The sequence below is a fragment of the Paraburkholderia caballeronis genome, from assembly GCF_900104845.1.
Taxonomy (GTDB): Bacteria; Pseudomonadota; Gammaproteobacteria; order Burkholderiales; family Burkholderiaceae; genus Paraburkholderia; species Paraburkholderia caballeronis.
Map to the genome: position 1 here is coordinate 115,463 of NZ_FNSR01000003.1, position 25,306 is coordinate 140,768.

Below are 25,306 nucleotides of genomic sequence, written 5' to 3' on the forward strand. Positions count from 1 at the left end.
GCCGGCACAAAATCAAGGAGACAACGATGCAAACGGAACCCGCCCGCCAGCCGGCGCGCGCCGCGCTCGCGGCATTCGTCGGCACGACGATCGAGTGGTACGACTTCTACATCTACGCGACCGCGTCCGCGCTGATCTTCGCGAAACTGTTCTTCCCGACCGGCGAATCGTTCTACGGCACACTCGCATCGTTCGGCACGTTCGCGGTGGGCTTTCTCGCGCGGCCTCTGGGCGGCATCGTGTTCGGGCATCTCGGCGACCGCATCGGCCGCAAGAAGGCGCTCGTCGCGACGCTGTCGATCATGGGCGTCGGCACCGTCGGCATCGGCTTTCTGCCGACGTGGGCGAGCGCCGGCGCGCTCGCGCCGACGCTGCTCGTGCTGCTGCGGGTCGCGCAGGGCATCGCGATCGGCGGCGAATGGGGCGGCGCGGTGCTGATGGCCGGCGAACACGCGCCGCGCGAACGCCGCACGTTCCTCGCCTCGTTCGCGCAGCTCGGCAGCCCCGCCGGGCTGATCCTCGCATTGCTCGCGTTCAGGCTCGTCGCCCATCTCGACAAGGGCGCGCTGTTCGACTGGGGCTGGCGGCTGCCGTTCCTCGCGAGCGCGGTGCTGCTGGTGGTCGGCCTGCTGATCCGTTCGGGCGTCGGCGAGTCGCCGGAATTCGACGCGCTGAAGGCGCAGCGCCGCACCGCCGCGCTGCCGATCGTGGAAGTCGTGCGCGACGCGTGGCGCACGGTGCTGCTGTGTCTCGGCGCGAACGTGATCGGCGTCGCGGGCGCGTGGTTCGTGAACACGTTCATGCTGAACTACACGACCCAAACACTCGGCCTCGATCGCGGCCTGATCCTCGACTGTCTGTTCGTCGTCGCGTTCGTGCAGCTCGGCACGCAGCTCGTGTCAGGCTGGGTCGCGCAGCGCGTCGGGGCCAGCCGCTTCCTCGCGGTCGCGGCCGCGCTCGCGATCCTGTCGCCGTATCCGATGTTCGTGCTCGTATCGACCGGCAGGCCGGTCGCGATCGTGGTCGGCATCGCGATCGCGGTGATGTGCATGTCGAGTTCGTATGCGGTGATGGCCGGCTTCATGACCGACGTGTTCCCGGTGCGCGTGCGGTACTCGGCGATCTCGCTGTCGTATCAGTGCTGCGCGGCGCTCGCGGGCGGTTTGACGCCGCTCGTCGGCGCGGTGCTCGCCCATGCGTTTCCCGGGCAATGGTGGCCGCTGGCCGGGTTTTATAGCGTGCTGGCGGCGATCTCGCTCGGCTGCCTGACTGCGCTGCGGGTTCGGCGGCCCGTGGGGGAAACGGCGGCTGTCGCGTTTGCGGATGCGCGGGCTGGGGATCTGTCGTGAGGGGGCGTGAGGGCACGCGGCGCGCAAGACGTGCTGCGGTTGCCTCGTAAAACCTCGCGCGCAAGAAGGTCCGCGCGCTAACCCGGCGGCACCGCCTCGGACGCCGCCGAGAAAATCCGTTGCAGCGTGGAGATGCTGACCGGCTTCACCAGATGATGGTCGAAGCCGGCTTCGCGCGTGCGCTCGCGATCCTCCGGCTGGCCCCAGCCGGTCACCGCGACGAGGATCGTGCCCGCGTGCCGCGGGTCGGCGCGCAACTGGCGCGCGACCTCGAAACCGTCCATGTCCGGCATCCCGAGATCGAGCATCACGACCGCCGGCACGAACTGCCCCAGCGTATGCAGCGCCGCGTCGCCGTCCTGCTCGACGCGCACGTCGCAGCCGAACAGTTCGAGCAGCATCCCGAGACTGTCGCCGGCGTCGCGGTTGTCGTCGACGATCAGCACCTTCAGGCCCGGCTGAATCTCGCCGCGCGCCTCGCCCGGCGTCGAAGCCCTGGCAGGGGTGCTGCGCACGAGCGGCAGCCGCACCGTGAAGCAACTGCCCTTGCCGGTGCCTTCGCTATAAGCATCGACGACGCCGCGATGCAGTTCGACCAGCCGCCGCACGAGCGACAGCCCGATGCCGAGCCCGGACTCCGCGTGCGCGGTCGTCGGTTGCAGCCGGCCGAACAGTTCGAACAGCCGGTCGTGATCCTCGGGCGCGATGCCGATCCCGTTGTCCGCTATCCGTACGACCGCGTGATCGTCGTCGCCTTCGAGCGACACGTCGATGCGGCCGCCCTCCGGCGTGTATTTCGCCGCGTTGTTCATCAGGTTCGAGAACACCTGCACGAGCCGCACTTCGTCGCCGTCCACCGTCAGCGGCTCGTCCGGCATCCGCACGGTCAGCTCGTGCCGGCCGCGCTCGATCATCGGGCAGCTCTGGTCGAGCGCCGCGCGCAACGCGCCGCCCAGTTCGACCTGCGCGCGCTGCAACTCCAGCGCGCCGGTGCTGATGCGCGACAGCTCGAACAGATCGTCGACGAGCCTCACGATGTGATCGACCTGGCGGTCGAGCATCCCGAGCACCTGTTCCCCGCGGCGGCGCTCGTCGTCGAGGCGCACGATCTGCAACGCGTTGCGGATCGACGCGAGCGGGTTGCGCAGTTCGTGCGCGAGCGTCGCGAGAAACTGGTCCTTCATCCGGTCCGCATGCTGCAGGCGCGCCTCGCTGTCACGCAGCGCGGCCTCCGAGCGGGTGCGTTCGATCAGGTCGGCCGCCTGCCGCGCAAGCAGGTCGAGCAGGCACAACTCGCGTTCCATCGGTTCGTGCGGCGCCGCCCAATGCGTGGACAACATGCCGATCAGCTTGCCGTCGCGCGAGCGCAGCGGCGTCGTCTGCACCGCGCGGATGCCGTTGCGGCGATAGAGTTGAAGATCGACGGTGCCGGTCAGCGGCTCGCACGCCTCGACGTTCGGCACGACGACCCGGTCGCCGCTGACGAGCGCCATCGCGCAGGTGCTGGTCGAGTCGACATACACCTTGCGCCAGTACGCAGCGGCTTCCGGCATGAAGCCGCGATGCGCGATCAGCGTCAGTTCGGATTCGCCGGCGCGGCCGGCCGTCAGCATCTGCATGCTGCCGAACTGCGCGCCCATCAGTTCGCAGGCCGTCTCGACGATCTTGCCGTAGAGCGTCGCGAGGTCCTGCTGGACCAGCAGTTGCAATGAGATTTCGTGGAGGAGCCGGCTGTCGTCCAGTTCGCGCTGAAGCGCCGCCGTCGTGGCGACGTCGCTTCTGCGGGCCTGCTGGCGGGACCTGAAGCGCGTCGAGCCGCGTACGGGCGAGGAACGTCGAGAATGGGAATGGCCGGCCATCGACTCTCCATCAAGAGCGTGTCGCCCGCAAGCGGCGCGACTCGCCGGATTGTGCCGCCGTCTGGGCGGCCTGCAACGTCCGCCCATGCGATACGGATTCGAATACCCGACGGATCGACAGCAGCACGAAAGATTCTGCGGCACGATTGTCCGCGAACGGTCATCATAGCGTCGATCGCTGCCCGCCGCACCGCGTGCGATTTCACCGGACGATTCCAGGCGGCCGCCTGCCGATTCTCAACACTGACGCGGCGGAACCCGATGGCCGATGCGCGATGGAATCCGCGTGCTTCGATATAGAGGTTTCCTGTGCGTCGCGGGGATGCCGGCTGCGTGAAGTTGAACGAAGCGACGCCGCAGCGGCAGCCTCCATCGCGAACGGATGCGCGTCATCGCCGCCGCGTATCCGCCTCTTCCGAGATGAACAGTTCGTTGTATCCGGATGCCGGATCGAACGCTCTCGCGAAACGATGCGCGGGCAGCAGCGCGAGCAGGATTTCGGCCGTCGTGCGAACCCGGCATCCGGGCGCGACATGGCCGCCCCATACGCGGCCTTCCGGGTCCGAAACCGACATGTGCAGATGCACGCCGTCCGGCGACAGCGAGCCGGCCAGCGTCAGGATCTCCAGATCCGCGCGCAGTTCGGTCGGCGCATCGGCGCTTGCGAACCGCAGTTGCGCAACGTCGAGGCTGCCGATCCCCTGGATCACGAACGCCGCGTGCAGGCCGAGCCGGGCCAGTTCGTTTTCGAGCGCGCGGCGCAGGTCATCGCGCGGAGACAGACGTAAAGGATGAGCTTGCATCGGAATCGTCCCGGTAAAGATCAGGTGGATGGCCGGCATCCGTCGTTGTGCATGCAGAGATCGAACGGCCCGCGCCGTTACCGCTTCGAACGTGCGCCCATGCGCGGTGCAGAACGTTCGATAAACGGGCTCGCCGACGGCAACTTCGACCGCTTCGCGCACCATAACAGGTAACAGCGACCGCATCGCGCCGCGAAATCCGCTGGCATCGGTCTTGCTTTCTTCATACGCGAAGCCGGGCGGTCCGCCGCCTGTAAGACTTTGACCTTCCCGACACCGGGCGACGAAGCCTGAACCAGCCATTCCTGGCGGTTCAGGCTTTTTTATTGTGCGATGGAAACAGCTTGAAGCTACAACGACAGGTTCCGATCGGCTTGCTGTGGTCGAGCGAAGGCACGTATCAGCGCCTCGGCCAGAGTTCGCTCGCCGGCGCGCGCGACGCGATCGCGGCGATCAACCGGTCGCGCGACTACGGGTTCGAACTGCATGCGCTCGAATACGATCCGCGCGGCCAGCTCGACGGCTATCGCGACGGCGCGACCGCGCTGCTCGACGCGGGCGCGCGTCACGTGTTCGGCGCGACGACGTCCGCGAGCCGCAAGGAACTGATCCCGGACATTCAGCAACGCAACGCGCTGCTCTGGTATTCGTGCTCGTACGAAGGGTTCGAGAGCAGCGAGAACGTCGTTTATCTGTGCGCGTGTCCGAACCAGGCGCTGCTGCCGCTGCTGCACTACGCGCTCGCCGCGTTCGGCAAGGCCGCGTTTCTCGTCGGCTCGAACTACGTGTGGGGCTGGGAAAGCAACCGCATCACGCGCGAAGTGCTGCAACTCGCGGGCGGCGAAGTACTCGGCGAACGTTACGTGCATCTCGGCTCGACGGCCGGCATCGCCGATCTCATTCCCGCGCTGCTGCGGCGGCCGCCGTCGTTCGTGCTGAACAACCTCGTCGGCGAGTCGTCGTATTCGTTCCTGCAGGCGCTCGACGCCGCGTGCGCGGACGCGAACCTGCGGCTGCCGGTGCTCAGTTACGACCTCACCGAAGCGGAGCTGGACCGCGTCGGCCCGATGCGCGCATTGCGCCTCTTCACCGCCGGCCCGTACTTCGAGGAATCGGAGCCGGCGTTCACGCTGCGCCAGGCGAAGCTGCACGGCCCGCGCCGGCTGTCGCACATCTATACCTGCGCGTACGTGTCGGTCGAACTGTTCGCGCAGGCGCTTCGCGCGTGCGGCGGCGACGATCCTGAACCCCTGCTCGCGTACCTGTACGACACGCCGGTCGATACCGCGATCGGCACGATCCGGCTGTCCGCGCGCAACAACCACGGCGCGCTGCCCTGCCATATCGCGGAACTGCGCGACGGCCGCTTTCGCATCGTGCACAGCGAAACCCGCCCCATCGAAGCCGATCCGTACCTGACCGCCACCGACATGCGGATCTTCGAAGCCTTCTCCGACGACGCGCAGCGTCGCCATCTAAGGATCGTGAAGTGAACGCCATCGTTACCCCACCCGATTTCAGCCGGCATCGCGTCGCGCTGATCGACTGCGGCGAGCGCCATCTCGCGAGCCTCGAAAAAAGCCTGCAACGGCTCGGCATTCGCTGGGTGTCGATCCAGAAGGACGACGCGCCGACGCCGGACGACGGCTTCGCCGCCATCGTCGAACTCGACAGCTTCAACAGCCCAAACGCGCTTGCGCGGCTGCGCGAACGCGCGGTGCCGATCTGCGCGCTCACGCAGCACGAGACGCTGTCGCAGATCCAGCGCGGCGTCGCGCTCGGCGCGACGGCGATCCTCAATCGCCCGATCACGCAAGGCTCCGTCTATACGACGCTGATGATGGCGCTGTCGCTGCAACGCCGGCTCGACGAACTGCACGCGCAGAACGCGGCGCTGCGCCACAAGCTCGACAGCGGGCCGCTCGTCGCGCAGGCGATCGCGCGCCTGATCGTCGAACTGAACGTGAGCGAAGACGCCGCATACGAGCGGATTCGCGCGCGGTCGATGGCGACCCATCGCAGCATCGCCGACGTCTGCGTCGAAATCCTCGCGCACGCGGCCGACCACCGCCGCTCGTCGTCATGAAAGTCCTGTTCCGCATCCTGCGCCGCCCGACGGCTTCGTTCGCGCTCGCGTTCATCGTGCTGATCGTCGCGCTGGCGATCTTCGCGCCGTGGATCGCGCCGTTCGACCCGATGCAGCAGATGGCCGACGGCCTCACGCTCGAAGGCGCGCCGCTGCCGCCCGATCACACGTACTGGCTCGGCACCGACCTGCTCGGCCGCGATCTGCTGTCGCGGCTGGTGTACGGCGCGCGCACGTCGCTCTTCATCGGCGTCGTCGCAAACGGCATCGCGGTCGTGATCGGCACGCTGGTCGGCCTCTCCGCGGGGTTCCTGCGCGGCTGGACCGGCGTCGTGCTGATGCGCTTCGCCGACCTGATGATGGCGTTCCCGGCGCTGCTGCTCGCCATCACGCTCGCAGCCGTGTTCCGCCCCGGCGTGTGGATCGTCGCGATGGTGATCGCGATGGTCAACTGGGTGCAGATCGCGCGCGTGATCTACACGGAAACGGTCGCGCTGTCCGCGCGCGAGTTCATCGTCGTCGAACGCGCGCTCGGCGCGAGCCCCGCGCGCATCCTGTTCTCGCATCTGCTGCCGCACCTGATGCCGACGATCCTCGTATGGTCCACGCTCGGCATTTCGACGACGGTGCTGCTCGAAGCGACGCTGTCGTATCTCGGTGTCGGCGTGCAGCCGCCGATGCCAAGCTGGGGAAACATCATCTTCGAAAGCCAGACCTATTTCAGTTCCGCGCCGTGGCTCGTGCTGTTTCCGGGCGTCGTGATCGTGCTGCTGTCGCTGTCGTTCAACCTGCTCGGCGACGCGCTGCGCGACGAACTCGACCCGACGCTCAAGGAGGCCCACTGAATGGCGCGCTTTCTGCTCCGCCGCCTCGCGCATTCGCTCGCGATCCTGCTCGGCATCACGTTCATCACGTATGCGCTGCTCTATCTGCTGCCCGCCGATCCGGTCCAGCAGATCGCGGGCCGCAACGCGACGCCGGACATGCTCGCGGGCATCCGCCATCAGCTCGGGCTCGACCAGCCGTTCTGGCTGCAATACCTGCACTACGTCGGCCGGCTGCTGCACGGCGACCTCGGCCACTCGTACGTCGAGCGCACCGACGTGAGCCTGCTGCTGATGGCGCGTCTGTGGCCGTCGGTGCAGTTGATGATCTGGGGGATCGTCTGCGAGATCGCGATCGGCATCAGCGTCGGCGTGCTGTCGGCGCTGCGGCGCGGTTCGTCGCTCGACCGCGCGCTGATGATGTTCTCGTTCGTCGGCGTGTCCGCGCCGCAGTTCATCGCCGCGATGATCGTGCTGTACCTGTTCGCGATCCGGCTCGGCTGGTTCCCGATCGGCGGCTACGGCGGCGCGTCGCATCTGGTGCTGCCCGCGCTGACGCTCGGCGTGCTCGGCAGCGGCTGGTACGCGCGGATGATGCGCTCGTCGATGATCGAAGTGCTGCACCAGGACTTCGTGCGCACCGCGCGCGCAAAGGGGCTGACGCGCTGGCGCGTCGTGTTCCGCCACGTGCTGCCGAACGCGGTGCTGCCGGTCATCCCGATGATCGGGATGGACATCGGCTACTTCATGAGCGGCCTCGTCGTCGTCGAGTCGGTGTTCGGCTGGCCGGGCGTCGGCCAGTTGACCTGGCAGGCGATCCAGCAGGTGGACACGCCGATCATCGTCGGCATGACGACGCTGTCCGCGGTCGCGATCCTGCTCGGCAACCTCGTTGCCGACCTCGTCGTGCCGTACGTCGATCCGCGCATCAACCTGTCGCATCACTGAACGCCCTCTTCCCCTCACTCACCACACGGAACCCGACCTTCGATGAAAAAAACGCTCGTTGCCCAAGCCCTCGCCGCCGCCGTGGCACTTTACGCCGGCGCGGCCAGCGCCGATGCGCCGAAGAACGGCGGCACGATCACCGTCACGTACCAGAACGACGTGACGACGCTCGACCCGGCGATCGGTTATGACTGGCAGAACTGGTCGCTCATCAAGAGCGTGTTCGACCGGCTGATGGACTACAAGCCGGGCACGACCGAACTCGTGCCGTCGCTCGCGGACAGCTACACGGTGTCGCCGGACGGCAAGGTGTACACGTTCCGGCTGAAACACGGCGTGCTGTTCCAGAACGGCCGCGAGATGAAGGCCGCCGACGTGAAGTATTCGATCGAACGCTCGGTGAACCCGAAGACGCAAAGCCCCGGTTCGGGTTTCTTCGCGTCGCTCGACGGCTACCAGGCCGTGGTGGACGGCAAGACGACGACGCTGTCGGGCGTGAAGGCGGTGGACGACTACACGGTGCAGTTCACGTTGAGCCATCCGGACGCGACGTTCCTGCAGGTGCTGGCGCTGAACTTCGCGTCGGTGGTGCCGAAGGAAGCGGTCGATCAGGCGAAGGGCGACTTCGGCCATCATCCGGTCGGCAGCGGCGCGTTCAGCCTCGCGAGCTGGCAGCTCGGCCACGAACTGGTGTTCGCGAAGAACCCGCACTACTTCCAGAAAGGACTGCCGCATCTCGACGGAATGAAGTTCGAGATCGGCCAGGACCCGTCGGTCGCGCTGCTGCGGCTCGAACGCGGCGAAGTGGACATCGCCGGCGACGGCGTGCCGCCCGCGCAGTACCTCCAGTTCCGCGCCGATCCGAAGTACAAGAGCCTGCTGGTCGTCGGCGCGCAGCTCGAAACGAGCTACCTCACGCTGAAAACGACGCTGCCGCCGTTCGACAACCTGAAGGTGCGCCAGGCGGTCAACATGGCGATCAACAAGGATCACATCATCCGGATCATCAACGGCCGCGCGAAACCCGCGAACCAGATCCTGCCGCCGGGCATGCCGGCCTACGACACGACGTTCAAGGGCTACGCCTACGATCCCGCCGCCGCGAAGAAGCTGCTCGCGGAAGCCGGCCATCCGAACGGCTTCGACACCGAGCTGTACGTGATGAACACCGACCCGCAGCCGCGCATCGCGCAGGCGATCCAGCAGGATCTCGCGCAGGTCGGCATCCGCGCGCAGATCAAGTCGCTCGAACAGAGCAACATCATCGCGGCCGGCGGCACGAAGGACAAGGCGCCGATGATCTGGTCGGGCGGCATGGGCTGGCTCGCGGACTTCCCCGATCCGTCCGACTTCTACGGCCCGATCCTCAGTTGTTCGAGCGCGACGCCGGGCGGCTGGAACTGGCCGCTCTACTGCAACAAGGCGCTCGACGCCGAAGCGACCGCAGCGGACAGCCTCGTGAAGCCCGAACAGCGCGCCGAACGGCTCGCGAAGTGGACCAGCATCTACCGGCAGGCGATGGCCGACGCGCCGTGGGCGCCGGTGTTCAACGAGGCGCGCATCACCGTGCGCTCGCCGCGAATGGGCGGCGACGACGCGCTGTACGTCGACCCGGTCCACTACCCCGTCAACTACGACTTCATCTGGGTGAAGTAAATGTGCCAGCACTGCCCGATCAAGACGATTCACGGCCTGCAGCATCACTACGGCTGGGACAACAGCTTCGCGCCGGTGCTGCACGCGGCGCCCGGCGAACGGCTGGAGTTCGACTGCCGCGATTCGAGCAACGGCCACTTCACGCGCGACTCCGTGGTGGGCGACGTGGTGTCGATGCCGTTCGACCGGATCAATCCGGTCAGCGGCCCGGTGTACGTCGACGGCGCGCAGCCCGGCGACGCGTTGCAGGTGACGATCGAACGTTTCGAGCCGGGCGGCTTCGGCTGGACCGCGAACATTCCCGGCTTCGGGCTGCTCGCGGACCAGTTCACCGAGCCGGCGCTCGCGCTGTGGAACTACGATAGCGCGAGCCTCGCGCCGGCCGCGTTCGGCCAGTTCGCGAAGGTGCCGCTGAAGCCGTTCGCGGGCACGATCGGCGTCGCGCCGGCCGAGCCGGGGCTGCATTCGGTCGTGCCGCCGCGCCGGGTCGGCGGCAACCTGGACATCCGCGATCTGGCGGCCGGCACGACGCTGTGGCTGCCGGTCGAGGTGGACGGCGCGCTGTTCTCGATCGGCGACACGCATGCGGCGCAGGGCGACGGCGAGGTCTGCGGCACCGCGATCGAGAGCGCGATGAAGGTCGTCGTCAAGCTCGATCTGGTGAAGGGCGCCGCGCTCGCGGCCCCGCGCTTCAGCACGCCGGGGCCGGTCACGCGGCACCTGGACGGCGCCGGTTACGAAGTCGCGACCGGCATCGGCCCCGATCTCATGCAGGCCGCGCGCGACGCGGTGAGCCGCACGGTGGACTGGCTGTGCGCGACGCACCACATGCCCGCCGAACAGGCGTACATGCTGTGCTCGGTTTGCGGCGATCTGCGCATCAGCGAGATCGTCGATCAGCCGAACTGGGTCGTGTCGTTCTACTTTCCGAAGATCGTGTTCGCATGAAGCCGTCCACGCTCCCCGCCGCGTCGCCGGTGTTGCAGGTCGAGCGGTTGTCGGTCGAGGTCGGCAGCGGCGAGCGCGCGCGTCGGCTCGTCGGCGACATCGGCTTTGCGCTGCACGCGGGCAAGACGCTGTGTCTCGCCGGCGAGTCCGGCAGCGGCAAATCGATCACGTCGCTCGCGATCATGGGCCTGCTGCCGAACGCCGCGCGCGTCGCGGGCGGCTCGATCCGGTTCGACGGCCGCGAGCTGACGTCGCTCGCGGCCGCCGACATGGAGACGATCCGCGGCAAGCACATCGCGATGATCTTCCAGGAGCCGATGACGTCGCTGAACCCGCTGATGACGGTCGGCCAGCAACTGGACGAAACGCTGCGCCGCCACGCGTCGCTCGACCGCCGCGCCGCGCGCCAGGCGAGCCTCGCGATGCTCGACGCGGTGCATATGACGCAGGCCGCGCGCCGGCTTGACCAGTATCCGCACGAACTGTCCGGCGGGATGCGGCAGCGCGTGATGATCGCGATGGCGATGCTGTGCAAGCCGCGCGTGCTGATCGCCGACGAGCCGACCACGGCGCTCGACGTGACGGTGCAGGCGCAGATCCTCGAACTGATGCGCGAACTGCAGCGCGAGTTCGGCACGGCGATGCTGCTGATCACGCACGACATGGGCGTCGTCGCCGAAATGGCGGACGACATCGCGGTGATGCAGAACGGCGCGATCCAGGAGCATGCGGACGCGCGGCGGCTCTTCACGATGCCGCAGCATCCGTACACGCAGAAGCTGCTGGCCGCCGTGGCCGTGCCGGGCTCGGCGCCGCCGCCCGAATCGCGCGCGGCCGAGCCGGTGATCCTGCGCGTCGAGCATCTGAACGTGCGTTTTCCGCTGCGCGTCGACGGGCTGCGCACGCCGCAATACGTGCACGCGGTCGAGGACGTCAGCTTCGAGCTGCGCCGCGAGGAAACGCTCGGCCTCGTCGGCGAGAGCGGCTGCGGCAAGTCGACGACCGGCAAGGCGCTGATCAGCATGGTCGCGTACGAAGGCAGCGTGAACCTGCTCGGCCGCGAACTGAACGGCTGCTCGGGCGACGCGTTGCGCGCGGCGCGGCGCGACGTGCAGATGATCTTCCAGGACCCGTATGCGTCGCTCAATCCGCGCAAGACGGTGCTCGACCTGGTCGGCGAGCCGCTGCTGATCCATCAGCGCACGCCGCTCGCGCAGCGGACCGAACGCGTCGCGGAACTGCTGGGCCAGGTGGGGCTGCCCGCCGACGCGATGCGCCGTTATCCGCATCAGTTCTCGGGCGGGCAGCGTCAGCGGATCTGCATCGCGCGCGCGTTGAGCCTGAATCCGAAGATCATCGTCGCGGACGAATCGGTCGCCGCGCTCGACGTGTCGATTCGCGCGCAGGTGCTCGAACTGTTCGAGCAGTTGCAGCGCGAGCATCGGATCAGCTACGTGTTCGTGTCGCACGACATGTCGGTGATCGAGCGCGTGTGCCACCGCGTGGCGGTGATGTACTGCGGGCGGATCGTCGAGATCGGGCGGCGCGACCGCGTGCTGAACCAGCCGCAGCATCCGTACACGCGCCGGCTGCTCGAAGCGGTGCCGGTGCCGGACGTCGATCGCAAACGGGACTTCAAGGCGCTGCTGAAGGACATCGAGCGGCATAGCCCGATTCATCCGAAGGGCTTCGTGCCGGAACCGCTGCGGTTCGACGAGGTCGCCGACGATCACTTCGTCGCGGTTCGGGAAATGGCTTGAGGGTGGTGGTCAGCGGCGGGCGGGCTATTGACGAGCGCAGCGCATGGGACCGCTCACGCGAATTTCAGGCGAAGCTCGCTGGGCTGCCGCGATGGACAGGCTCAAGGTCGCGTCGGGCTGCCGTTGTGCAGCCCGGGTGTCATGAGCGGCGCTCAACCTCAGCGCGCCACCCGATCGAGATAATGCTGGGCCGCGCGCGTCACATGCCGCTCGGCCAGCAGCGCCGCCAGCGTCGCATCGCCTGACTGCACCGCGCGCAGGATCGCGGCGTGTTCGTTCCACGTGGTGCGCACCTCGTCGTCGCTCGCGTTGACGAACAGCATCCGCGTGCGGTCGCGCAGCGAGCGCATCAGATCGGACAACACCGAATTCGCACCCGCCGCATACAGCAGGTCGTGAAAACGCGCGTTCAGTTCGAGCAGCCCCGCCGTTTCGCCGTCCTCGACCTTCGTGTTGCCTTCCTGCAGCACCTGTTCGATCTGCGCGACGAGTTCCGGCGAGCAATGCTCGGCCGCGAGCCGCGCGTTCAACCCTTCCAGCGTCGCCCGGATCTGCACCATCTCGCGCGCGACCGACGGGTCCAGCGACGCAACCACCGCGCCGTGGCGCGGCCGCACTTCGACCAGCCCTTCCGCCGCCAGCGCGCGCAGCGCCTCGCGCACCGGCACGCGCGACACGTCGAGTTCCTCCGCGATGCGGCCTTCGATCAGGCGGTCGCCGGGCGCATAGGCGCCCGACGTGATGGACTGGCGCAACCGGGCGATCACCAGTTCCGACAACTGCTTGTGCATGATCGGCTCGCGCGCGCCTGTTCCGGTGGCTCCCAGCTCCATATTCGATCTCCAGTCTGACAGTGGCCCTACTCCCCGGGCACAATTCTAGCTCACGCCCCTGGATTTCGTAGACTGTACACACGATACCGCACCGCGATCTGCGTCGGATCACGGAAGTTCGGGTCGACCGGAGCCAAAACCGAAGCGCGCGATCAGCGCGCGACCGACGCCATGAACCGCAGGATCTCGCCGCCGAGATACGCTTCGCCGGAATTGAAGTGCGCGACGATCGACGTATGGTTGTGGCCGCGCATCTGGATGAAGCGCGGCGGCACGCCGCGATGACGCAGCACGTCGACGAAGAACTGCGCGCCGTAACGGTCGAGAAAGCGGTTTTCGAATTCGGCGACCGCGATCAGCAGCGGCACGTCCGAGCGTGCCGCGTGGGTCAGCGGCGAGCGCGCCGCGTACAGCGCGCCGTCGTCGCCGAAATACGCGCGTACCGGCCCCGCGTTGGGATTGCGCGGATCGACGTCGGCGAACAGCCGCGCGCTGATGAGCACGAGCCCGGCGATGTCGCTCTGCGCGACGCGCGCGGCCAGCGCCGGATCGAACAGGCACGCGGCCGCGTGCGCGCCGCCCGCCGAATGGCCGATCAGAAAGATCCGCGACGGGTCGATGCGCCAGGCCTGCGCGTGGCTCCGCACGTAGGCAATCGCATCCGCAACGTCCTCCGCGCCGCCCGGATACGGCGCTTCGTCGGCCAGCCGGTATTCGACGTTCAGCGCGACGACGCCCTGATTCGCGAACCAGTGGCACACGTTGTCGTAGATTTCGCCGTTGACGCTCTTGCTGCCCCGCACGAACGCGCCGCCGTGCACGAACAGCACCGCATCGCGCAGACCGTCCGCACGGGCTCCGGCATTGGCCGCATCGGCGACACCATCGGCCGGCTCGAACAGGTCGAGCGTCTGACGCGGACTCGCGCCGTAAGCGAGATCGCGCCGCACGCCCGCTTCGTTGCGCGGCGCGGCCGCGACGAGCGGCGTATAACAGTCGATCACGATCTTGCGATGGCCGACGATGTCGTCGTTCCAGCGCGGCCCGAGTTCGAGCAGCAACCGCCGCTGCGCTTCCGGCAACGAGCCGAACGGCTCGCGGGTGACCTTCGCGGCATTCACCATGACACGCTCACATTCCCGTTGACGAAGGTCTGGCAGGCCATCCGGTAGCCGGCCGCGAGTTCGTCGGCGCTCAGGTGACGCCGCTCCTTCTGCTTGATGTCGTCGGTATTCTCGCGGCCCTGCTCCACCTTGCACTTGCAGGTGCCGCAAAGGCCGCCGCCGCATTTGAACGGAATGCCGCCCTGCTCGCGCAGCGACACGCGCAACAGGTTGCTGTTCGGCTGCGCATCGACGGTCTTGCCGCCGTTGCTCAAAAAAGTAATCTGGATCATCGATCAGTCTGTGAGTCGAAAGCCGTTTACTGCGCATGCGCCGCTGGGCGACGCACGACACGCGCGTCCGTGTGGCCGTGGCCGGCCAGGTCCTGGATCGAACGCAACGCGTCGGGCACGCTGGAGAAATGCTCGAAGAACTTCGTCGGCACGAGGTTCACGGTCGTCGGCGAGTCGTCGTCGACGATCTTCACTTTCGCGTCGCCGCGAATCGCCGCGACGACGAACACTGCGACGTGACGCTCCCCGTAGAAATAATCGTGGACCTCGACCGGCTCGATGCCGTCCGTCGCCTCGCTGCGGTACTGCCCAGGCTTGCTGGTGAGAATGATGTACATGGTTTTTTCCGGGTCGTGCGGAACGGATTCAGGACGCAGCCGGCGGATCGTCCTGCGCGAGTTCGATGTCGTGCTGGATCCACAACTGGCACGCGAGCCGGTAGCCGGCGTCGAGCCGCTCGCCTAGCTGCTTCTTTTCCTTCCAGTTCGGCGGCGGCAGATGCTCGCCGCCTGCAATCACGACACACGCGCATCGCGAACACTTGCCCATCCCGCACTCGTAGCGCAGGTGCGGAAACGGAAACTGCCTGATGCCCGCGCGCACGACCAGGTTGGTGTTTTCCTTGACCGCCTCCCGATACACCTCGCCGTTCTTGCGGAACACGACGACTGGCATGAACTCTTCCTCCGTGCTGACTTTGAGCCCGCGATCCAAAGCGGCGCGGTATGGGCGAACAGTGTAACTCATTCGGAACATTGTATACCATTACAAAAAATAAACGGCGAAGACTACCTCGGATACACCGTGCTGAAAGGGTTCCACTGGGCAAGCTTTTCTATCGAAAGGCAAATAAGTATACCGTATACTCTATAGAGTCTATGGGCACAGATTCCCATCCCGCCTCGAAAACCCAAAGGAGAACCCGATGATTCATCTGACCGACCAGCAGATCGACGCGCTGATCGATTTCGGCCCCGCGATTCCCGTCCTCGAAGACGCATTCCGCCAGTTGGGCCGCGGCAACGCGGCGGTCCAGCGCCGCGTCCGCACGGAAGCGGGCGCGACGAAACTCTCGACGCTCGGCGCGGTGCTGCCGGGCGCGGACGTCGCGGGCGCGAAGGTCTACACGACGCTGCGCGGCCAGTTCAGCTTCGCGATCATCCTGTTCCGTGCATCGGACGGCCAGCTACTCGCGACGCTCGACGCCAACGCGATCACCCGTCTGCGCACGGCGGCCACGACGACGATCGCGGTGCGCGCGCTCGCGAAACCCGGCGCGCGCACCGCGGCCATCTTCGGCACCGGCGTCCAGGGCCGCGCGCATGCGCACGCGCTCGCGCAGTTCACGGATCTGAAAGCGTTTCGCATCGTCGGCATCGAGGGGGCGGCCGCGCTCGCGGACGAACTGAATGCGGCCTACGGCGCGCGCGGCGTGGAGGCCCGCGAGTTCGACGCGGCCGGCGCGATCGACGGCGCGGACGTCATCGTGACCGCGACGCGCGCCACCGGCCCGCTGTTCGACGGCAGCCGCGTGACGCCCGGCGCGCTGATCGCCGCGATCGGATCGAGCCTGCCGCATACGCGCGAACTTGACGACACGACCGTCGCGCGGGCAGCGCGGATCGTCGTCGAACTGACCGATCAGGCGAGAGAGGAAGCAGGCGACCTGCTGCTCGCGGCGCCGGGAATCGTCGACTGGAACGACGTCGTCGAACTCGGCGCGGTGCTCGAAGGGAAAGCGCCGGGACGCCGGCGCGACGACGATATCGTGCTCTACGAGGCGCTCGGCATCGGCTTGCAGGACGTGGCGGTCGCCGCGCTCGCGTATCGCGCGTTCGTCGCGCGGCAATAACGCAACGGCGAAACCCGGCGCGGCTTCACCGCCTGCGCCGGGTCGTCCGGATCAACCTGCAACCGAGACTCGCGCCACGCGCAACGCGCAACGCGGCACGCGCCGCCTGACTTCGATCGCAGCCAACCACCGTCATCCCGCTCGCGGACGCCGCACGCCGATCCGCGCCGCGAGCGGCACCAGCGCGGCCACCAGCACGCACAACGCGATGCGCGTCGCGCCGTCGGTCATCCGGCCGTCGCCGAGCATGTCCAGCATCCGGCGCAGACCGTCGCCGACGTGCGGATCGGCCAGCAGCATCTCGCCGGCGATCCAGCCGAGCAGCGCCGCGCCGACCTGCACCACGAACGGAAACCGCTGCAACACCGCCAGCATGATCGTGCTGCCGAGCGCGATCACCGGCGCGCCGACGGCCAGACCCGCGAGCACGATGCCCATGCGCGTACTTGCCGGCAGCGTTTCCGCGACGGCCGCCGTCGCGAGACCGTTGTCGAGGCTCATTGCGAAGTCCGCGAACAGGATCAGCATGACCGCGCGCCACAGCGCGGTCGCGCCGGCCTGCGCGGAATCGTCGTCCGCGCCGTTCTCGCCGCGCAGCATCTGGACGCCGATCCACACCAGCAGCAGCGCCGCCGCGACGTGCATGTACGGGATCGCGAGCAGAAAGCCGATCGCACCGACCATCGCGACCCGCAGCACGACGCCGAGCGCCGTGCCGATCCAGATGCCCAGCCGGCGCTGCGAGTCGGGAAGCGAGCGGCAGGCCATCGCGATCGCAATCGCGTTGTCGCCGCCCAGCAGCACGTTGATGAAGACGATCTGCAGCACGGCCAGCGTCTGTTGCGCCGTTTCCGGCGCGAGAAAACCCAACGTCATCGACGGCGCGCCTCAACTGATCGACACGGCGACGAGCGTCGCCACGACGAGACCGCAGACGACGGGCAAAAACAGCGCCCGCACCGCATCGAGCACCGGCACGCGCGCAAAACCGGCCACCGCGATCAGCGAAGACCACGCGACCAGCGTGCCGCCGCCGGTCCACACCGCGCCCATCTGGCCGATCGCGGCCAGCGTCGCGGCCGGCATGTGGACCATCGGCGCGAGCGCGCCCGACAGCGAGCCGGTCAACGGCAAGCCGGCGAAACCCGAGCCGTCGATGCCGGTGATCATCCCCATCAGCAGGACGCCGAACGACACGAACAGCGGGCTCTGCGGAATCGACTGGCTGCATGCCTGCACGAGTTCGAACAGGAACGACGGCACGTGCGCGCCCGCCGCCACGCCGAGGATCGGCCCCGCCGTGCTCGCATCGCCGACGAAGAAGAACCCGGCGATCGGCAGCACCGCGCCCATCGCCTTGAACGCGAACACGAAGCCGCCGATGATGTGCTCGGCGGTCCGGTCGAGAAAACCCTTGCGGCCGTGCGAAAGCGTCGCGAGCATCATCAGCACCGCGGCCATCCCGCCGATCAGCGCGGCCGCGTCGCCGCCGCGAATCGCGCCCGAGCCGATCATCCCCGGGCTCATCATCACGACGACCACCGCGAGGAACGCAAGCGGCGTCGCGACCGCGAACACCTTCGACCACATCTCGTGGCGGTCCACCGCCACGGCGATCGCGTCGAGCGGCAGCGCGGCCGCGCCGTCCGGCGAGAACGACAGCGACGGGCCGGGTTCCGCCGACAGCGCCGGCTGCATGGGCGGCAGCGGATCGCCGACGCCGCTCGTGCCGCGCGCGAGTTCGGCCTTCGCGAAGCTGCCCTGATGCTCTTCCTGTCCCGCTTCGGCGACCCGTTCCCCCAGTGCCTCCCATGCGACGAGATTCGCGGCCGACGGCGCCGCCACCTTGCCGCGGACGACGAAGAACCACGTGAGCGCGAGCGACACCGCGCCGACCACCAGCGACAACGTGAAGGCCATGTTCGCGACGGACAGCATGTCGGTCCCTGCCGCCTTGGCGCTGATGCCCGGCGCGACCTTGATCACGTAGTCCGACGACAGCGCCATTCCCTGCCCCGCGATCGCGATCGCCGCCGCCGCGCCGAGCGGCGGCAGGCCCGCATAAACGGCGGCCGGAATCAGGATCGCGCCGACCAGCGGCACGGCCGGCGTCGGCCAGAAGAACAGCGAGATCAGATACGTGATCAGCGCGAGGATGAAATACGCGACGTGTCCGTTCAGCATGATCCGCTTGAACGGCTGCACCATCCGCACGTCGGCGCCCAGCTCGCGCAGCCCGTTGAGCAGCGCGGTCATCAGCGCGATCACGAGGAAGATGTTGAAGAGTTCGTGCGCGGCGGTCAGGCTTCCCATGAAGATGGCCTGAAAGCCGGTCAGCAGCTTCCCGGAAAAGGCGAAGGCCACCGCGAAAGTCGCGAGGATCGCGGGTACGACGACGTTGGCGCGAAAGATCATCGTCACGATGATCGCGACTACGCCGGCCAGGTAGCAGAAATGCGCTGGCGTCAAGGCAGCAACGGAATGCATGGGAATCCTCTACTCAGGTGAGGGTCGGGGGACGGGAAAGGCTGCTTGTATACTATATTCACTTGCGTGCGATCAAAAAAAACCGCGCGGTTTTTTCGGGGTGATTCAGGGTGAAACAGGCCGGGATTTCTCCCGTAGGTCGAAGCGCCGGCCGCCCGCCCGAAACGGGCCGGCAACCGGCGGGGACTTCGGTTCAGCGACCGGCTTCGAGCGGCGTTGCGCGCTGGAACGTGAAGCCGTCCGCATACAGGTAACGCACGCTCGCGCCATGCCGCGCGAACACGCGTTTCGCGTCCGCGATCATGTCCGGCGAGCCGCACAGGTACAGCGCGTGTTCGGACAGGTCGTCGTGATCGGCCGCCACCGCGTGCTGGACGTAACCGCGCGCGCCGTCCCATTCGTCGCCGGCCCGCGACAGCACCGGCGTATAGCTGAAGTCGGCGTACTGCGCGGACCACGCAACGAATTCGTCGTGCAGATACAGGTCGGCGCACGTGCGCCCGCCCCAGTACAGCGCGACCGGCGGGCAGTCGCCCGAAGGCAGCAGCGCGGCGAGCATGCTTCTGAGCGGCGCGATGCCGGTGCCGGTCGCGGCCATCACGATCGGGCGGTAATCCTCTTCGTGATAACCGAAGCCGCCGAGCGGCAACTCGACGTCGAGCGCATCGCCGGGCCGCAGCGCGTCGAGCAGCGCGCCGGTGAAATAACCGCCGTCGATGCGCCGGATGTGCAACTCGACGCTCGTCTCGCCGGGCAGCGACGCCATCGAGAAACTGCGCGCGCCGGCGTCGCCGAGCAGCACATTCAGATACTGGCCGGGCCGGAAGGCGAACGGCGTTTCGCGGTCGAGCGACAGCACGAGCCGCTGCACGTCGTTGCACAACGGCCCGGACGCGACGACGGTCGCGCGCCGGCGTTCAGGCGCCACCGGCGCGGGCAGCGGTCGGTCGGTGCTGATCCGCAGGTCGGCCAGCGCCTTCGCCTGGCACATCAGCGCGTAACCGGCCGCCGCTTCGTCGGGCGACAGCGCGAGCGGCGGCTCGTCGTACTGCACGCGGCCGTCGAGCAGCTTTACCCGGCAGGTGCCGCAGCCGCCGAACGCGCATTCGGACGGCAGCCGCACGCCCGCGCGCAACGCGGCGTCGAGCACGGTCTCGCCGGACGACGCGTCGAAGCTGCAATCCGCCTCGATCCATGTGACACGGTGGTTCACGATGACGCCCTCTTCGTTCACAGCTTGATGTCGGGCTGCACCAGCACTTCGCGGCCGGTGTCGCGCAGCAGGTCGCGCAGCGCGGCCAGGCCCGCGAGCGCGGCCTGCGTGTCCTGCTCGCCGTTGCCGCCGCTCAGCCCGATGCCGCCGACGACGTGTCCGTCCACGACGACCGGAAAGCCGCCGACGAACGCCGCAAAGCGCCCCTCGAAGCTCAACTGGATGCCGAACGCCTCGTTGCCGGGCAGCGCGGGGCCGTTCGGCGGCGTGGTGAACAGATGCGTCGAGCGCTTGTGGCCGGCCGCGGTGAACGCCTTGTTCCATGCGATCTGCGGGCCGGTGATGCGGCCGCCGTCCATGCGTTCGAGCGCGAGCGGGAAACCGCCGTCGTCCACGACGCAGACGGACTCCAGCACGCCGATTTCAGTCGAGCGCGCGATGGCGGCCGCGATCATCGCGCGGGCTTCGGCGAGTTCGAGTTTGAAGAATGCTTTCATGAGGGAATCGAAAAATCGGTGATCGGATGAAAGAAGGTCAGGTGCCGCGATAGACCGTCTTGCTTTGCAGATAAAACGCGAGGCCGTCGCGGCCCGATTCGCGGAAGGTCGCGGTGCTCGACTGCTTGAGGCCGCCGAACGGCGCGTTGATCAGGTTGCCGGTGGTCGTGCGGTTGATCTTCACGGTGCCGGCCTCGATGTCTTCCGCGAAGCGGTGCATCAGGCGCGGGTCGCGCGTGACGAGCGCCGCCGACAATCCGTATTCCGTATCGTTCGCGACGGCGATCGCGTCGTCGTAGCCGTCGACGTCGATGACCGCGATCACCGGGCCGAAGATCTCTTCGCGCGCGATCCGCGCGGTGCGCGGCACGTCCGCGAACACGGCCGGCTCGACGAAGTAGCCGTGCGCATAGTCGCCGTCAGTCAGCCGGTTGCCGCCGGTCACGAGCGTCGCCTCGCGGCGGCCCGTGTCGATGTAGTCGAGCACCGTGCGCAACTGGTTCGCCGTCGCGAGCGGCCCGATGTCGGTGCCGGGCGTCATGCCGCTGCCGATCCGCAGCGCGGCCGTTTTCACGGCGAGCCGCTCGACGAACGCGGCGCGAATCGAGCGTTCCACCAGCACGCGGCTCGTGCCGGTGCACGCCTGGCCCGACAACGAAAAACCGCCCTTGATCGTCAGGTCGACCGCGCGATCGATGTCGGCGGCGTCCAGCACGATCAGCGGATTCTTGCCGCCCAGCTCCATCTGCGTGCGGGTCGACAACGAAGCGGCGCGGTGAATCTGCTCGCCGGCCGAGGTCGAACCGGTGAACGAGATCGCTCGTACCGCCTTCGCGCCGACGATCACCGGCCCGACTTCGCCGGCCTTGCCGGTAACGAAGTTCAGCACGCCCTTCGGCACGCCCGCTGCGACGAACGCCTCGGTCAGACGCAGCCCGGAAAGCGGCGCATCGGACGACGGCTTGAACACGACCGTGTTCCCGCAGACGAGCGCCGGCGCGATCTTGCGCGCCGGAATCGACACCGGGAAATTCCACGGCGAGATCACGGTGACGACGCCGAGCGGTTCGAGCTGCGTGTACACCGTCAGGTCCGGATCGTCGTTCGGATAAGTCTCGCCGCCGAACGACTGCGCTTCGATCGCGTAATAACGCAGCGTCTGCGCGGCGCGAAGGAACTCGTCTTTCGCGAGCGCCTTCTGCTTGCCCTCTTCGCGCGTCAGTTCTTCGCCGAACTGTTCGGCGTGCGTTTCGAGGTACGCCGCGGCGTCCAGCAGGATCTTCGCGCGCGCCGACGGCGTGCGCTTCTTCCACGCGGGGAACGCCGCCGCCGCCGCGCGCACGGCCGCTTCGGCGTCGGCGGCGCCGGACGCCTGGAAGCGTCCGACGACGTCGCGGGTGTCGGCGGGATTCACGTTGTCGAAGGTTGCGCCGCCGAGGCTCGCGCACCATTCGCCGTCGATGAGGTTCTGGTACGTAGGGACGTGAGTCATGAAAAGACCGTCCTGCAAAAGGGGAAAAACAGGCCCGCCGGCGAGCCGGCGCGCGTCGATGCGCGCCGTTCGCCCGCGGGCTCGATCAGGCTGCGCGGGCGCGCGGACTCAGGCCGCGAGGCCCAGCTCCGGCAGCGGGATCTCCTTTTCGACGTAGTCGTAATAGAGCGCGGTCGTGTACAGCAGACGCATCTGCGCGCCCACTTCGCAGATCTTCAGGCAACGCTGCTGAAGCTCCGGCGTGTTCGCGTGCTCCAGCACGATCTGGTAGCCGCGTTCGCCGTGAATCTCGTCGGACACGATGTGCAGGTCGAAGAACTCCACCTCCTCGTCCGTGAACTTGTACAGCTCGCGCAGCGTCGGCGTCTGCTTGCGGTAGATCGACGGCACCTGCGATTCGAGGCCGACCACGAGCGCGGCCACCGCGACCACCGGGTCCTCGCGCATCGCGACCGAATAACACCAGCCTTGCAGGCCGCGCGTGGTCGGGGACATGTTGTCCGGATCGATCACGCGTTCGCGCGTCGTGCCGCACGCTTCGGCAAAACGGATCAGCAGGTCCGTGTGGCGGTCGCCGCCGATCTCCTCCTCGTACATGTTCGCGAGCAGGAAGTCCTTCGCCTCGGTCATGTGGTCCGGCGTGCGCGCGTACAGATAACCGAGGTAGTCCGCGAACGGGCCGACGTAGTGATAGTGGTTCTCGGCCCAGCGCGCGAGATGCGCGCGGCTCAGCTTGCCGGTCGCCCATGCGACGCTGAACGGCGCCTTGTTCGCGCTCTTGCCCTTGATTGCTTCTTCGAGCGCCGCGCGGAACGCGTCGCGGCTCATCAGTTCTGCCATTTCCAGCTCCTTCGGTGGGGGTGAAACCCGCATCGACTGGTTCGATGCGAGATTCGGTACACTGTATACATTAATTCTGACGATGCCAACCCGGAAAAATCCGTGTGGGTCAGAAGCTCTGGCGCAGCCCGATGCCGAGGGCGCCCTGCTTCTGGCCGCTCGACGCGGAGATGAACTGCGTGACCTGCGCGAACGGCGCGTCGCGCAGCGCGCGCTGGAACGTCCCGAACGCGTAGACCTGGGTGCGCTTGGACAGCGAGTAGGTCAGCATCGCGTTGTATTGCAGATAACGCGGATCGGCGTTCGTCGCGTCGACCTGGCCGTCGGTGTAGGTGACGCCGAGCCCGGCCGACAGCGCCGGCGTGAAGAAGTACACGCCGTTGACCTCGTAGTTCATGAAGTGGACGTCCTGCCCTTCGAAGCCGTCCTTGTACTGCGCGCTGGTGATGTCCGCGCTGAGCTTCGCCGGGCCGAACGTGTACGACGCGCCGCCGCCGACGGTCAGGAACGAGTGGGCGGCCAGCGCATAGCTGCCGACCGCCGAATTCGTCGCCTTCCAGAACGTGCCCTGGGTGCGGTCGCCCGGCTGGCGCGCGTAGGTCATCCCGAAACCGACGTACAGCGGACCGTCCGCATAGCTGCCGCCGAGGCTCCACATGCTGTCGCGGCCGAAGCTGCCCGGCTGGCCGCCGAAGCTGTACAGCGCGCTGCCGGTGAAGCCGCCGTAGCTGTTGGCGTAACGGACCGAGTTGTCGACCCGCACGCCGCGGTTGGTCAGGTCCATGTCGCCCGGATGCTCCATGTACACGGACCAGTCGGCGGCGGTCAGTTGCGCGATGTAATCGACCATCGACTCGTACTGGCGCCCGAGCGTGATCTTGCCGTAGCGGTCGTTTTCCAGCCCCACGTACGCCTGCCGGCCGAACATCAGGCCGCCCTGGCCGAGCGAGCCGTCGGTGACGTCGAAGCCGTTTTCGAGGCGGAAGATCGCCCGCGAACCGCCGCCGAGGTCTTCCGAGCCCAGCAGGCCGAACCGGCTGCCGCGCGTCGTGCCGCTGGCCATCGCCCACGTGCGGCCGCCGCCCTGATTGCTCGTGTACTGGATCGACGCGTCGATCAATCCGTACAACGTCACGCTGCTCTGCGCATGCGCGGTGATCGAAACACAGGCCAGCCCTGCTGCACTCCAAAGCGTCTTTTTCATCGAAGGGTCCTTTTTTCTCATGGGGAATCGGTCAATCGGATGCGATGGAACCGGTCGGCGGCGGCTGCGTGAATGCGCCGCCTGAAATTAAGTATGCTGTATACAAAAATACTGAACAGCTTTTTTCAGCGTCGTGCGGGTTCATCCTGGGTGGGGCTCGGTGCGCGGCGCGGCGCGCGGGAAATGACGGCAAAATCCGGCGCGCACGGCCTCCTGCGCGGCGTCGAGCGCCGGACGCGCGTTCCACGTCACGCGCGCGCCGGCTTTTTCGAGCGAGCGTCCCAGCTCGACGATGCAGCGCTCGACTTCGCCGTCGACTTCGGCAACCGGATGGTTCGCCAGGACGCCGAACCGGATGTGGCGCAGGCTCGTCGCGTCGCAATGCGGCAGTTCCAGACGCAGCGCGGCGGCGGCGTCGCCGGGCGGGGCAACGATCGCGCCGAGGACGCATTCGAGATCGCGCGCCGAACGCGCGAGCGGGCCGGCGACGTTGATGTCCGGCACGGCGACACCGCCGGGCAGGCCGTGTCCCCGCAGCGACACGATGCCGTGCGTGCTCTTGTGCGAAAAGATCCCGCAATAGTGGGCGGGATTGCGGATCGACGAACCGATGTCCGAGCCGACGTCGAAGAACGACATCCCGGAGCAGACCGCCGCCGCGCTGCCGCCGGACGAGCCGCCCGGCGTGCGGGCGAGGTCGCGCGGATTGCGCGTGGTGCCGTAGATGTCGTTGTAGCTCTGCCAGTCGCGCAGCCAGATCGGCACGTTGGTCTTGCCGAGCAGCACCGCGCCGGCATCGAGCAGACGCTGGACGACGTCCGCGTGGCGCGGCGGATAGTTGTCGCGACAGGCGGGGTCTCCAACGGTCGTCGGCCAGCCTTCGACGTCGAACGACTCCTTGATCGTGAACGGAATCCCGTGCAGCGGGCCGCGCACCCGGCCGGCGCGCCGCTCGGCGTCGCGCTCGCGGGCCACGGCTCGCGCCCGTTCGAAGTCGGACACGACGACGGCGTTGACGGCGGCGTTGTCTTCATTAAACGCGGCTTCGCATTCGGCGACGAGCGTGCCGGAGTCGACGTCGCCTCGACGCAATGCGTCGGCGGCTTGCCAGAGCGGGGTATGGCGATGGACTGCGGGGTCGGAAAACATCGGATGACGGCTCAGTTAAGTATTCTGTATACCGTCGTTGGACAAATTTCCGCTGTCAAGCTGGGGAGAAATCGGAGTCCCGTAGGGGGAACTCGTTGCCCCGCCCCTCG

General features: G+C 67.6%; 24 protein-coding genes. 9 read left to right on the forward strand and 15 right to left on the reverse strand.

Annotation, left to right across the window (positions count from 1 at the left end):
• Positions 1 to 26 precede the first annotated feature (26 nt).
• Complete coding sequence (locus BLV92_RS27340) at positions 27 to 1,349, forward strand: MFS transporter (protein ID WP_090551693.1); 1,323 nt, start codon at positions 27 to 29, stop codon at positions 1,347 to 1,349.
• A gap of 77 nt (positions 1,350 to 1,426) precedes the next feature.
• On the opposite strand, the gene BLV92_RS27345 is transcribed toward BLV92_RS27340, so the two are convergent.
• Together BLV92_RS27345 and BLV92_RS27350 are read right to left on the reverse strand one after the other, a co-directional pair.
• Positions 1,427 to 3,058 carry a hybrid sensor histidine kinase/response regulator gene (locus BLV92_RS27345; protein WP_167627155.1) on the reverse strand — a complete coding sequence of 544 codons (1,632 nt, stop codon included), beginning with the start codon at positions 3,056 to 3,058 and terminating at the stop codon, positions 1,427 to 1,429.
• A 539-nt stretch (positions 3,059 to 3,597) separates the two neighbouring features.
• Complete coding sequence (locus BLV92_RS27350; RefSeq protein WP_090553102.1) at positions 3,598 to 4,011, reverse strand: PPC domain-containing DNA-binding protein; 414 nt, start codon at positions 4,009 to 4,011, stop codon at positions 3,598 to 3,600.
• A gap of 344 nt (positions 4,012 to 4,355) precedes the next feature.
• Between BLV92_RS27350 and BLV92_RS27355 the strand changes: the two genes are divergently transcribed.
• The 7 genes from BLV92_RS27355 to BLV92_RS27385 are packed head-to-tail and all read left to right on the forward strand — an operon-like array spanning position 4,356 to position 12,233.
• A complete protein-coding gene (locus tag BLV92_RS27355) occupies positions 4,356 to 5,504 on the forward strand; it encodes a transporter substrate-binding domain-containing protein (RefSeq protein ID WP_090551698.1) in 1,149 nt (382 codons plus the stop codon).
• Positions 5,501 to 6,097 carry an ANTAR domain-containing response regulator gene (locus BLV92_RS27360; protein WP_208862149.1) on the forward strand — a complete coding sequence of 199 codons (597 nt, stop codon included), beginning with the start codon at positions 5,501 to 5,503 and terminating at the stop codon, positions 6,095 to 6,097. Before BLV92_RS27355 ends, BLV92_RS27360 begins: the two co-directional genes overlap by 4 nt.
• Positions 6,094 to 6,942, forward strand: coding sequence for an ABC transporter permease (locus BLV92_RS27365; protein ID WP_090551701.1), 849 nt, complete (start codon positions 6,094 to 6,096; stop codon positions 6,940 to 6,942). The genes BLV92_RS27360 and BLV92_RS27365 overlap by 4 nt, the downstream gene beginning before the upstream one ends.
• Positions 6,943 to 7,869, forward strand: coding sequence for an ABC transporter permease (locus tag BLV92_RS27370; protein ID WP_090551703.1), 927 nt, complete (start codon positions 6,943 to 6,945; stop codon positions 7,867 to 7,869).
• Positions 7,870 to 7,911: 42 nt separating this feature from the next.
• Positions 7,912 to 9,525: an ABC transporter substrate-binding protein gene (locus BLV92_RS27375; RefSeq protein WP_090551705.1), complete on the forward strand. Its 1,614-nt coding sequence runs from the start codon at positions 7,912 to 7,914 to the stop codon at positions 9,523 to 9,525.
• The gene (locus tag BLV92_RS27380; RefSeq protein WP_090551708.1) at positions 9,526 to 10,473 is read left to right on the forward strand and encodes an acetamidase/formamidase family protein; all 948 of its coding nucleotides are present in this window, start codon (positions 9,526 to 9,528) and stop codon (positions 10,471 to 10,473) included.
• Positions 10,470 to 12,233: an ABC transporter ATP-binding protein gene (locus tag BLV92_RS27385; RefSeq protein ID WP_090551710.1), complete on the forward strand. Its 1,764-nt coding sequence runs from the start codon at positions 10,470 to 10,472 to the stop codon at positions 12,231 to 12,233. Before BLV92_RS27380 ends, BLV92_RS27385 begins: the two co-directional genes overlap by 4 nt.
• Before the next feature lie 158 nt (positions 12,234 to 12,391).
• Here the strand turns inward: BLV92_RS27385 and BLV92_RS27390 are convergent, their stop codons facing one another.
• The 5 genes from BLV92_RS27390 to BLV92_RS27410 form a co-directional block, all read right to left on the reverse strand.
• Entirely contained in the window at positions 12,392 to 13,066 is a 675-nt protein-coding gene (locus BLV92_RS27390; RefSeq protein ID WP_090551712.1) for a GntR family transcriptional regulator, read from the reverse strand.
• Between the two features lie 152 nt (positions 13,067 to 13,218).
• Positions 13,219 to 14,190, reverse strand: a complete 972-nt coding sequence (locus BLV92_RS27395) for an alpha/beta hydrolase (RefSeq protein ID WP_090551715.1) — start codon at positions 14,188 to 14,190, stop codon at positions 13,219 to 13,221.
• Entirely contained in the window at positions 14,184 to 14,462 is a 279-nt protein-coding gene (locus tag BLV92_RS27400) for a 2Fe-2S iron-sulfur cluster-binding protein (RefSeq protein WP_090551717.1), read from the reverse strand. The genes BLV92_RS27395 and BLV92_RS27400 overlap by 7 nt, the downstream gene beginning before the upstream one ends.
• Before the next feature lie 26 nt (positions 14,463 to 14,488).
• Positions 14,489 to 14,800: a hypothetical protein gene (locus BLV92_RS27405; RefSeq protein WP_090551720.1), complete on the reverse strand. Its 312-nt coding sequence runs from the start codon at positions 14,798 to 14,800 to the stop codon at positions 14,489 to 14,491.
• A gap of 28 nt (positions 14,801 to 14,828) precedes the next feature.
• Entirely contained in the window at positions 14,829 to 15,137 is a 309-nt protein-coding gene (locus BLV92_RS27410) for a 2Fe-2S iron-sulfur cluster-binding protein (RefSeq protein WP_090553105.1), read from the reverse strand.
• Between the two features lie 250 nt (positions 15,138 to 15,387).
• On the opposite strand from BLV92_RS27410, the gene BLV92_RS27415 reads away from it, so the two are divergent.
• Positions 15,388 to 16,314, forward strand: a complete 927-nt coding sequence (locus BLV92_RS27415) for an ornithine cyclodeaminase family protein (protein ID WP_090551721.1) — start codon at positions 15,388 to 15,390, stop codon at positions 16,312 to 16,314.
• 132 nt (positions 16,315 to 16,446) lie between these two features.
• Here the strand turns inward: BLV92_RS27415 and BLV92_RS27420 are convergent, their stop codons facing one another.
• The 8 genes from BLV92_RS27420 to BLV92_RS27455 all read right to left on the reverse strand — a co-directional run bounded on the left by BLV92_RS27420 (position 16,447) and on the right by BLV92_RS27455 (position 25,196).
• Positions 16,447 to 17,190 (reverse strand): TerC family protein, encoded by a 744-nt coding sequence (locus BLV92_RS27420; RefSeq protein ID WP_090551724.1) that lies wholly within the window; start codon positions 17,188 to 17,190, stop codon positions 16,447 to 16,449.
• A gap of 12 nt (positions 17,191 to 17,202) precedes the next feature.
• A complete protein-coding gene (locus BLV92_RS27425) occupies positions 17,203 to 18,801 on the reverse strand; it encodes a hypothetical protein (protein ID WP_090551725.1) in 1,599 nt (532 codons plus the stop codon).
• Positions 18,802 to 18,994: 193 nt separating this feature from the next.
• The gene (locus tag BLV92_RS27430; RefSeq protein WP_090553107.1) at positions 18,995 to 20,014 is read right to left on the reverse strand and encodes a 2Fe-2S iron-sulfur cluster-binding protein; all 1,020 of its coding nucleotides are present in this window, start codon (positions 20,012 to 20,014) and stop codon (positions 18,995 to 18,997) included.
• 17 nt (positions 20,015 to 20,031) lie between these two features.
• The gene (locus BLV92_RS27435; protein WP_090551728.1) at positions 20,032 to 20,511 is read right to left on the reverse strand and encodes a GlcG/HbpS family heme-binding protein; all 480 of its coding nucleotides are present in this window, start codon (positions 20,509 to 20,511) and stop codon (positions 20,032 to 20,034) included.
• A gap of 37 nt (positions 20,512 to 20,548) precedes the next feature.
• Positions 20,549 to 22,003, reverse strand: a complete 1,455-nt coding sequence (locus BLV92_RS27440) for an aldehyde dehydrogenase family protein (RefSeq protein WP_090551731.1) — start codon at positions 22,001 to 22,003, stop codon at positions 20,549 to 20,551.
• A 108-nt stretch (positions 22,004 to 22,111) separates the two neighbouring features.
• Positions 22,112 to 22,843 (reverse strand): iron-containing redox enzyme family protein, encoded by a 732-nt coding sequence (locus BLV92_RS27445; protein ID WP_090551733.1) that lies wholly within the window; start codon positions 22,841 to 22,843, stop codon positions 22,112 to 22,114.
• A 109-nt stretch (positions 22,844 to 22,952) separates the two neighbouring features.
• The gene (locus BLV92_RS27450; protein WP_090551735.1) at positions 22,953 to 24,047 is read right to left on the reverse strand and encodes a porin; all 1,095 of its coding nucleotides are present in this window, start codon (positions 24,045 to 24,047) and stop codon (positions 22,953 to 22,955) included.
• Positions 24,048 to 24,188: 141 nt separating this feature from the next.
• Entirely contained in the window at positions 24,189 to 25,196 is a 1,008-nt protein-coding gene (locus BLV92_RS27455) for an amidase family protein (protein ID WP_090551738.1), read from the reverse strand.
• Positions 25,197 to 25,306 lie beyond the last annotated feature (110 nt).